The organism is Pseudomonas sp. ES1 (assembly GCF_050586605.1).
GTDB lineage: Bacteria > Pseudomonadota > Gammaproteobacteria > Pseudomonadales > Pseudomonadaceae > Aquipseudomonas > Aquipseudomonas sichuanensis.
Map to the genome: position 1 here is coordinate 1 of NZ_JBOBDM010000104.1, position 9,046 is coordinate 9,046.

The window sequence follows — 9,046 nt, forward strand, 5'->3', positions numbered from 1 at the left end:
TGGGAGCGGGCTTGCCCCGCGATAGCGATCAGAGCTTCGGCGGCACTTCGCGCCACGTCCCCTGCTCCAGCCCTTCGATCGTCCAGTCACCAATCCTCACCCGCACCAGCCGCAAGGTCGGCAAGCCCACCGCCGCGGTCATGCGCCGCACCTGGCGGTTGCGCCCTTCACGAATCACCAGTTCCAGCCACGCCGTCGGCACGCTCTTGCGAAAGCGCACCGGTGGGTTGCGTGGCCACAGCGTGGGCTCGTCGAGCAAGCGGGCTTCGCCTGGCAAGGTCGGGCCATCATTGAGCTCGACGCCGTCGCGCAGGCGCTGCAACTGCTCCGCGCTCGGCTCACCCTCCACCTGCACCCAGTAGGTCTTGGCCAGCTTGTGCTTGGGGTCGGCGATACGTGCCTGCAGGCGCCCATCGTTGGTCAGCAGCAGCAAGCCTTCGCTGTCGCGGTCCAGGCGCCCGGCCGGGTAGATGCCGGGGATGTCGATGAAATCCTTGAGCGTGGCGCGCCCTTCGCCGTCGCTGAACTGCGTGAGCACGTCGAACGGTTTGTTGAACAGGATCAGGCGCGGCTCGGCCGGCGGCGCCTTGGCCTGGCGACGTGGGCCGGAAGGCCGCGCCGCCGGGCGGCGCGGGGTATTGCGAGGTGGCAGGGGCATGGATCCTCAGCGGAACGGCGGCTCATCGAAGCTGCGCAGTTTACGCGAGTGCAGCGAGTTGAGCTCGGTACGCAGCAGGTCGAGGGCGGCGATGCCGATCTTCAGGTGCTGGCTGACCGCGCGGTTGTAGAAAGCGTTGGCCGACCCAGGCAGCTTGATCTCGCTGTGCAGCGGCTTGTCGGATACACACAGCAAGGTGCCGTACGGCACCCGCAGCCGGTAGCCCTGGGCGGCGATGGTGCCACTTTCCATGTCCACCGCCACGGCACGCGACAGGTTGATCAGCGGGCGCTCCTGGGCCCAGCGCAGCTCCCAGTTGCGGTCGTCGTAGGTGAGCACGGTACCGGTGCGCAGGCGCTTCTTGAGTTCTTCGCCACGCTCGCCGGTAACCTGCGCCGCCGCTTCCTGCAGCGCCAGCTGCACTTCGGCCAGGGCCGGGATCGGGATGTTCGGCGGCACCACGCGGTCGAGGATACCGTCACGGCGCATGTAGGCGTGGGCCAGCACGTAGTCGCCGATGGTCTGCGACTGACGCAGGCCGCCGCAGTGGCCGATCATCAGCCAGCAGTGCGGGCGCAGCACCGCCAGGTGGTCGGTAATGTTCTTGGCGTTGGACGGGCCGACGCCAATATTGACCAGGGTGACGCCATCGCCGTCGGCGGCGATCAGGTGGTAGGCCGGCATCTGGTAGCGGTGCCAGACCACGCTGGCCACCAGGGCCTGGGCCTCGCCGTTGTCCATGCCCTTTTCGATGACCACGTTGCCCGGCAGGACCATGCGCACGAAGCGTGGGTCCTGGCGCAACTGCTCAAGGCCGTGGCTGATGAACTGGTCGACATAGCGGTGGTAGTTGGTCAGCAGGATCCACGGCTGCATGTGCCGCCAGTCGCTGCCGGTGTAGTGCACCAGGCGGCGCAGCGAGAAGTCGACACGGGCCGCGTCGAACAACGCCAGCGGCAGTGTCTCGGCGCTTTCCCAGTCGTACAGGCCATCGGCGATGTTGTCGGTGGCGGCCGACAGGTCGGTGCTGGGGAACACCCGCGCCAGCTGCGCGGCGGTGATGCCGCTGCCGGCCAGTTCGTCGCCCTGGTCGACCACGTAGGGATACGGGATGTTCTGTTCGCTGACGCCGACTTCCACGGTCACCGTGTAGTCGTGCATCAATGGCCGCAACTGCTCAAGCAGATAGCCACGGAACGCGGCGGGCTGGGTGACGGTGACGCTGTAGGTGCCGGCCACCTGGACCTTGGCGTAGGCGCGGGTGGTGGCGGCGACTTCACCCTGGCTGAAGTAGGTCAGGCGCAGCGCCGGGTAGCGGAACAGCGCACGCTCGTCCTGGCCCGGTTCGGTACGGTCCTTGAGGTAGCGCTTGAGGGCTTGGCTCAGGGCGCCGGTGGCTTGCTCGTGGAGGGCCGCCAGACGGTCGACGGCCTGTTCGGGGGTATCAACGACTTCAAACGCTTGGCTCACGCTGGGCTTCCTGTCTTCTGACATGCATGTTCAGCATCTTGCCTGCGTTCAATGGCAAATACATCCCCAGGTGTCGGCGCTGTGCAATCTGACGCTGGGGCCGCGTTGCGGCCCTTTCGCGGCACAAGGCCGCTCCTACAGGCGATTGCAGGTACAGTTCAACCGCCCCAGACCGGTGTAGCCCGCGCGACCAGAGCCTGTGCATCCACCCCGCGCGGCAACGCGCCATAGACCCGGCCACCGCCACCGAGGCGGCTGGCGATGAAGGCATCGCTGACCGTCGCATTACCGGCCTCGAGCAGCAGCTTGGCCTGCAGCGCCACGGCAATATCTTCGGTCAGCTGGCGCGCCCGGTACTGAATGTCGCCGGTATCGGCAAACGCCCCTTTGAGGTTGCCGATGAACGCCGCCAGGCGTGGATCGCCATGGCCATCGCCCAGCTCGATGAACAACGCATCCAGCACGCCCGGCTCCTTCGACAGCGCCCGCAGCACGTCCAGGCACTGCACGTTGCCGGAGCCTTCCCAGGTCGAGTTGACCGGCGCCTCACGGTACAGCCGCGGCAGGATGCTGTCCTCGACATAGCCCGCACCGCCCAGGCACTCGGCGGCTTCGTTGATCATCCCCGGCGCGCGCTTGCAGATCCAGTACTTGCCCACCGCCGTCACCAGGCGGGCGAAATGCGCTTGCTGCGGGTCGTCGAGCTGCTCCAGAGCCTGGCCCATGCGCAGGCTCAGGGCCAGCGCCGCCTCGCTCTCCAGGGCCAGGTCGGCGAGCACGTTCTGCATCAGCGGCTGCTCGCTCAACACCCGCCCGCCGACCTTGCGGTGGGCGCAGTGATGGGCGGCCTGGGTCAGTGCCTGGCGCATCAGCGCGCTGGAGCCGACCATGCAGTCGAAGCGGGTCATGGCCACCATCTCGATGATGGTCGGCACACCCCGGCCCTCTTCGCCGATCATCCACGCCAGGGCGCCACGGAATTCCACCTCGCTGGAGGCATTGGAGCAGTTGCCGAGCTTGTTCTTCAGGCGCTGGATATAGAACTGGTTGCGCTGGTCGTCCGGGCGGTGGCGCGGCAGCAGGAAGCAGCTCAGGCCCTTGTCGGTCTGGGCCAGGGTGAGGAAGGCGTCGCACATGGGCGCCGAGCAGAACCACTTGTGCCCCACCAGCTCGTAGGCCTGGCCCGGGCCTGGCGCGCCGACCGGGTAGGCGCGGGTGGTATTGGCGCGCACATCGGTGCCGCCCTGCTTCTCGGTCATGGCCATGCCGATGGTCACCCCGGCCTTGTGCCGGTCGCCGACGTTGCGCGGGTCGTATTCGCGGGCGAGGATCTTCGGCAACCAGTAGCTGGCCAGCTCCGGCTGCAGCCGCAGCGCCGGCACGGCGGCGAAGGTCATGGTCAACGGGCAGCCGGTTCCAGCTTCGGCCTGGCTGTGCAGGTAAGTCATCGCGGCCCGCGCAACATGGGCACCCGCGCGCGGCTCGGCCCAGGGCAACGAGGGCAGGCCATGCTCGACCGCTGCGCGCATCAGCTCGTGGTAGGCGGGATGGAACTCCACCAGATCCACCCGGTGGCCGTAGCGGTCGTGGCTGCTGAACTCGGGTTTGTGCGCATTGGCAAGGAACCCGGCGGCCATCAGCGGGCCGCCGGCCAGTGCCCCGTAGGCATCGATCCGCGACTCGGCCCAGCCGGCACCGAAGCGCCGCGACCATTCCTGCAAGGGCTGGTCGAGGCGGTACAGGTTGGCGCCGTCGAGGGCCGGCGGCTGGTTGGTGACTTCGTGGGTTTCGGCGAACTGGTGCAGGTTCATCGGGGGCCTCATGGATCCGCTCATGCCTGGAAAACCCAGTGAAGCACCGCAGCCCGCACAGTCAAAGTGACAAAACTGCCGATGAGCAGATCATTTGCTGCCCGCCCGTCAGTAACGCCTGCGCCCCGTCGCCGCCCGGCTGGAAGTCACCTGCACCTGGGCCACGGTCAGGACCAGGCTCAATTCGAAGCGGCTGCCCAGCCCCGGGGTAGACTCGTGCGACAGCTGCGCGCCAACCAGTTCGCCCAATTGGCGGCAGATCGACAGGCCGATGCCCAGGCCGCCGTAGCGCCGCGTCATCGAACCATCGACCTGGAAGAAGCGCTGGTACAGCACGGCCTGGTCGAGGTCTTCGAAACCGATGCCGCTGTCGCTGACGGTCAGGCTCAGCGCCAGCCGGTCGGGCCCGATACGCCGGCCACGCACCTGCACGGTCACGCCGCCCTGGTGGGTGAACTTGAGGCCGTTGTCCACCAGGCAGGCCAGGCAGCGGGCGAGCTTCTGCGCATCGCCCACCAGGCTGTCGGGCACGTCGGCGGGGATATCCAGGGTCAGGTACAAGCCCTTGGCCAGCGCCTGCCCGGCGTAACCGGCACGCAGCTCCTGGAGCAGGCGGCGCAGGCTGAACGACACACCGTGGTTGCGCAGGCGGCCGGCCTGCAGCTCGGTGAGGATGAGGATGTCGTCGACCATGGCCATCATGTCCTGGGCGGAACCGGCGGCCGTGCGGTGGTACTGGGCCTGCTCGGCGCTCATGGGCAGGGTGTGCAGCAGCTCCAACGAGCCGATCACGCCGTTCATCGGGGTGCGCAGCTCATGGGTGACGGTGGCCAGGAACTCGTCTTTCAGGCGATTGCTGTGGGCCAGTTGCTGGTTCAGCTGCTCAAGGGTGCGCCCGGTCTCGCGCAGGGCCTGGGCCTGCTGCTCGCGCAGGCTGTTGATGCGGTCGGCCAGGGCCAGTGACAGCAACGCCACCTCCAGCGCCGAACCGAGCTGGCTGGCGTACATGGTGAGGAACACGTTGGGCAGATAGCCCAGCACCATCAGGGTGTTGACCAGCCCGCCCAGCAGGAAGGCGGTCCAGGCGATGATGAACCAGCGCGCCACCCGCACCCCGCGCCACCAGGCATACAGGCCTGCGCTGAAAATGCTCACGGTGAACAGCAGCGCCAGCACCGTGGCCATGCGCAGCGCGATGCCGTAACGCAGGGTCACCGCCAGCACCATGACCAGCGCACCACCCGCCATCAGCGCCATCAGCAGGCGGTCGAAACCACGGCTGAGCCGGCCCAACTGCAGGAAATGGCGGGCGAACTGGCAGCCGAACAGCCCGGCGGCGCCGATGAACAGGGGCGTCGCGGCATTCGCCCACCACGGGCTGTCCGGCCAGAAGTAGGCGATACCGGCGCCGTTGACCGACACCTGGTACAAACCGAACGAGGCGATGTAGAGGATGTAGTAGAGGTAACTGACATCGCGCACGCTGAGGTAGATGAACAGGTTGTAGACCAGCATCACCAGCAACACGCCATAGATCATGCCCAGCACATACAGGCGGGTGGGCTGGTCCTCAAGGTAAGCCTGGGTCGACCACAGCGTCAGCGGCGCCTGCACCGAACCCTGGCTGTGCAGGCGCAGGTAAACGGTAGTCGCCTGCCCAGGTTGCAGCGGCAGCTCGAACAGGTAGTTGTTCTGGCGAATCTGCCGGCTGGCATAGGGCAGTGCATCGCCGGTGCGCTGGGCCAGGCGAAACACTCCTTGGGCATCCGGCAGGTAGAGCTCGAGGTGATCCAGCGGCGGGTAAGCCAGCTCCAGCAACCATTGGCGCGGCGCGGCGGAGGGGGTGGCGGCGTAGTTCAGGTCGATTCGCAGCCAGAACACCGAGGTCGAGTAACCGGCATTGAGCACCTCATGGGGGTGCACCTGGAAACGGCTGGCAAAGGCAGGTGCGCTGACCTGGCCAATACTGGCGCTGCCATCGTGGTCCTCGTAGACCTGCATGAACCTGCCCAGTGGCAGTCGTGAGGTGCTGGCGTCGAATTCGACCGCCCCGGCGAACAGGGGCAAGCAGCCCAGAAGCACAATCAGCAAATAGCGCATACAGCCCCAGCATGGCCTGTCCGTTCGCGTCGCGTTGCCTCCCTTCCCTTTGAGACGACGTGATCCGGCAGAGTCCGTTGATCGAATTATCCGAGCACTCTAGCATAGCTTTCCGGCAAGACCAGAGGCCACACTAAATTTGCATGAAACAGCTCTAGCATGCGCATTACAGGACAAGCATCGCGACCATCCTGACCACTCGATCAGCAAATCTTGCGCGGCGACCGATCCGCACAAAAAGGTTTGGTGATAAGCTCGCCGACCATGAATACCTACAGCTCCCGCCCCGTTGTCCTCTGTCTCTCCGGCCACGACCCAAGTGGTGGCGCCGGGCTGCAGGCAGATATCGAAGCCCTGATCGCCCAAGGCTGTCACGCCGCACCGACCGTGACCGCCCTGACCGTGCAGGATACCGTCAACGTTTCCGACTTCCGCGTGCTCGACCGCGAGTGGGTGCTGGCCCAGGCCAACGCCGTGCTGGCCGACTCCACCGTGGCCGCGGTCAAGCTGGGCATGCTCGGCTCGATCGAAATGGTCGACACCGTGGCCGAACTGCTCAAGGCCCACCCGCACCTGCCGCTGGTCTGCGACCCGGTGCTGCGCGCCGGCGGCGGTGGCCGCCTGGGCAAGGACGAGGTCGGCTACGCACTGCGCGAGCGCCTGCTGCCGCTGGCCACCATCGCCACGCCGAACCTGCCCGAGGCGCGCATCCTCGCCGAACTGCCGGACGGCACCGCCGACGAGTGCGCCGCCAAGCTGCTGCCATTCGTCGAGCACCTGCTGATCACCGGCGGCCACGGCGACGAGGACGAAATCCATAACCGCCTGTACAGCCGTGATGGCCAGGAGCACACCTGGACCTGCCAACGCCTACCGGGTAGTTATCACGGTTCTGGCTGCACCCTGGCCAGCGCCCTGGCCGGCCGCCTGGCCCTCGGCGAGCAGTTGCAAAGCGCCGTGCGCAGCGCCCTGGACTACACCTGGCGCACCCTGCGTGACGCCGAGCAACTGGGCAAGGGCCAGTACGTGCCACGCCGCCTGCCCCTGGATTTCTGCTCCTGACACGAGGCCACCCGATGAAGCTCCGCGGTCTGTATGCGATCACCGACAGCCAGCTGCTCGCCGGCCGTTTCCTCAGCCACGTCGAGGCGGCACTCGAAGGCGGCGTCTGCCTGCTGCAGTACCGCGACAAGAGTGACGATGCCGCGCGCCGCCTGCGCGAGGCCGAAGCGCTGATGACCTTGTGCGAGCGCTACGGCACCCAGCTGATCATCAACGACGACGCCGAACTGGCCGCACGCCTGGGCGTCGGCGCGCACCTGGGCCAGACCGACGGCCCACTCACGCCGGCCCGCGCCCTGCTCGGCCGCCAGGCCATCATCGGCTCTACCTGCCACGCCAGCCTTGAGCTTGCCCAGCAGGCCGCCAAGGAAGGCGCCGACTACGTCGCCTTCGGCCGCTTCTTCAATTCTGTCACCAAGCCGGGCGCGCCGGCCGCCAGCGTCGATCTGCTGGAACAGGCCCGCGCCCAGGTCAAGCTGCCGATCGCCGTGATCGGCGGCATTACCCTCGACAACGCCGCCCCGCTGGTCGCCCATGGCGCCGACCTGCTGGCGGTGATCCACGGCCTGTTCGGTGCCGACAGCGCGCAGGAAGTCACCCGCCGCGCCCGCGCCTTCAACGCCCTGTTCGCTTCCTGATTTCGAGAGAAGATCCCATGTCCCGTTCCGAAGCCCTGTTCGCCCAAGCCCAGAAGCACATCCCCGGCGGCGTTAACTCGCCGGTCCGCGCTTTCAAGAGCGTCGGCGGCACTCCGCTGTTCTTCAAGCACGCCGAAGGCGCCTACGTCGTCGACGAGGATGACAAGCGCTATGTCGATTACGTCGGCTCCTGGGGCCCGATGATCCTCGGCCACGGCCACCCGGACGTACTGGACGCCGTGCGCAATCAGTTGCAGCACGGCCTGTCCTACGGCGCCCCGACCGCCATGGAAACCGAGATGGCCGACCTGGTCTGCTCGCTGGTGCCGTCGATGGAGATGGTGCGCATGGTCAGCTCCGGCACCGAAGCCACCATGAGCGCCATCCGCCTGGCCCGTGGCTACACCGGCCGTGACGCCATCATCAAGTTCGAAGGCTGCTACCACGGCCATTCCGACAGCCTGCTGGTCAAGGCCGGCTCGGGCCTGCTGACCCAGGGCGTGCCCAGCTCTGCCGGCGTACCGGCGGACTTCGCCAAGCACACCCTGACGCTGCCGTTCAACGACATCGCCGCGGTCGAGAAGACCCTCGCCGACGTCGGCCAGACCGTGGCCTGCATCATCGTCGAGCCGGTGGCCGGCAACATGAACTGCGTACCACCGGCGCCGGGCTTCCTCGAAGGCCTGCGCACGCTGTGCGACAAGCACGGCGTAGTGCTGATCTTCGACGAAGTGATGACCGGCTTCCGTGTCTCCCTGGGCGGTGCCCAGGGCTACTACGGCATCACCCCCGACCTGTCGACCTTCGGCAAGATCGTCGGTGGCGGCATGCCGGTCGGCTGCTTTGGCGGCAAGCGCGAAATCATGGGCTGCATCGCCCCGCTCGGCCCGGTCTACCAGGCCGGCACCCTGTCCGGTAACCCGCTGGCCATGGCCGCCGGCCTGACCACCCTCAAGCTGATCAGCCGCCCGGGCTTCCACGACGAGCTCAGCGCCTACACCAGCCGCATGCTCGACGGCCTGCAGCAGCGCGCCGATGCCGCCGGCATCCCGTTCGTCACCACGCAGGCGGGCGCCATGTTCGGCCTGTACTTCAGCGGCGCCGATGACATCGTCACCTTCGACGACGTGATGGCCAGCGATGCCGACCGTTTCAAGCGCTTCTTCCACCTGATGCTCGAAGGCGGCGTGTACCTGGCACCGAGTGCGTTCGAGGCGGGCTTCACCTCCATCGCCCACGGCGACAAGGAGCTGCAGATCACCCTGGATGCGGCCGAGCGGGCATTCGCCAAGCTGAAGTAACAAGCT

The 9,046-nt window shown here is 67.1% G+C and carries 7 protein-coding genes; 3 read left to right on the top strand and 4 right to left on the bottom strand.

Annotation, left to right across the window (positions count from 1 at the left end):
- Window positions 1-28 precede the first annotated feature (28 nt).
- The 4 genes from ACQ4N9_RS25905 to ACQ4N9_RS25920 form a co-directional block, all read right to left on the bottom strand.
- Window positions 29-658 carry a pseudouridine synthase gene (locus tag ACQ4N9_RS25905; protein WP_390966715.1) on the bottom strand — a complete coding sequence of 210 codons (630 nt, stop codon included), beginning with the start codon at window positions 656-658 and terminating at the stop codon, window positions 29-31.
- 6 nt (window positions 659-664) lie between these two features.
- On the bottom strand, window positions 665-2,152 hold the full coding sequence (gene amn, locus ACQ4N9_RS25910) for an AMP nucleosidase (protein ID WP_178125843.1): 1,488 nt from the start codon (window positions 2,150-2,152) through the stop codon (window positions 665-667).
- A gap of 134 nt (window positions 2,153-2,286) precedes the next feature.
- Entirely contained in the window at window positions 2,287-3,939 is a 1,653-nt protein-coding gene (locus ACQ4N9_RS25915; protein WP_390966859.1) for an acyl-CoA dehydrogenase family protein, read from the bottom strand.
- A gap of 108 nt (window positions 3,940-4,047) precedes the next feature.
- Window positions 4,048-6,039, bottom strand: coding sequence for a sensor histidine kinase (locus ACQ4N9_RS25920; protein ID WP_390966713.1), 1,992 nt, complete (start codon window positions 6,037-6,039; stop codon window positions 4,048-4,050).
- 264 nt (window positions 6,040-6,303) lie between these two features.
- Between ACQ4N9_RS25920 and ACQ4N9_RS25925 the strand changes: the two genes are divergently transcribed.
- The 3 genes from ACQ4N9_RS25925 to hemL are packed head-to-tail and all read left to right on the top strand — an operon-like array spanning window position 6,304 to window position 9,040.
- Window positions 6,304-7,101, top strand: a complete 798-nt coding sequence (locus ACQ4N9_RS25925) for a hydroxymethylpyrimidine/phosphomethylpyrimidine kinase (RefSeq protein WP_390966711.1) — start codon at window positions 6,304-6,306, stop codon at window positions 7,099-7,101.
- A gap of 14 nt (window positions 7,102-7,115) precedes the next feature.
- Window positions 7,116-7,739: a thiamine phosphate synthase gene (gene thiE / locus ACQ4N9_RS25930; protein WP_390966709.1), complete on the top strand. Its 624-nt coding sequence runs from the start codon at window positions 7,116-7,118 to the stop codon at window positions 7,737-7,739.
- A 17-nt stretch (window positions 7,740-7,756) separates the two neighbouring features.
- Window positions 7,757-9,040, top strand: coding sequence for a glutamate-1-semialdehyde 2,1-aminomutase (gene hemL, locus ACQ4N9_RS25935; RefSeq protein ID WP_390966707.1), 1,284 nt, complete (start codon window positions 7,757-7,759; stop codon window positions 9,038-9,040).
- Window positions 9,041-9,046 lie beyond the last annotated feature (6 nt).

What these genes read in the sequence shown, in the direction of transcription:
- ACQ4N9_RS25905 (WP_390966715.1), bottom strand. Translation starts at nt 658, where the DNA reads ATGCCCCTGCCACCTCGCAATACCCCGCGCCGCCCGGCGGCGCGGCCT.
- hemL (WP_390966707.1), top strand. Translation starts at nt 7,757, where the DNA reads ATGTCCCGTTCCGAAGCCCTGTTCGCCCAAGCCCAGAAGCACATCCCC.
- ACQ4N9_RS25920 (WP_390966713.1), bottom strand. Translation starts at nt 6,039, where the DNA reads ATGCGCTATTTGCTGATTGTGCTTCTGGGCTGCTTGCCCCTGTTCGCC.
- thiE (WP_390966709.1), top strand. Translation starts at nt 7,116, where the DNA reads ATGAAGCTCCGCGGTCTGTATGCGATCACCGACAGCCAGCTGCTCGCC.
- ACQ4N9_RS25925 (WP_390966711.1), top strand. Translation starts at nt 6,304, where the DNA reads ATGAATACCTACAGCTCCCGCCCCGTTGTCCTCTGTCTCTCCGGCCAC.
- ACQ4N9_RS25915 (WP_390966859.1), bottom strand. Translation starts at nt 3,939, where the DNA reads ATGAACCTGCACCAGTTCGCCGAAACCCACGAAGTCACCAACCAGCCG.
- amn (WP_178125843.1), bottom strand. Translation starts at nt 2,152, where the DNA reads ATGTCAGAAGACAGGAAGCCCAGCGTGAGCCAAGCGTTTGAAGTCGTT.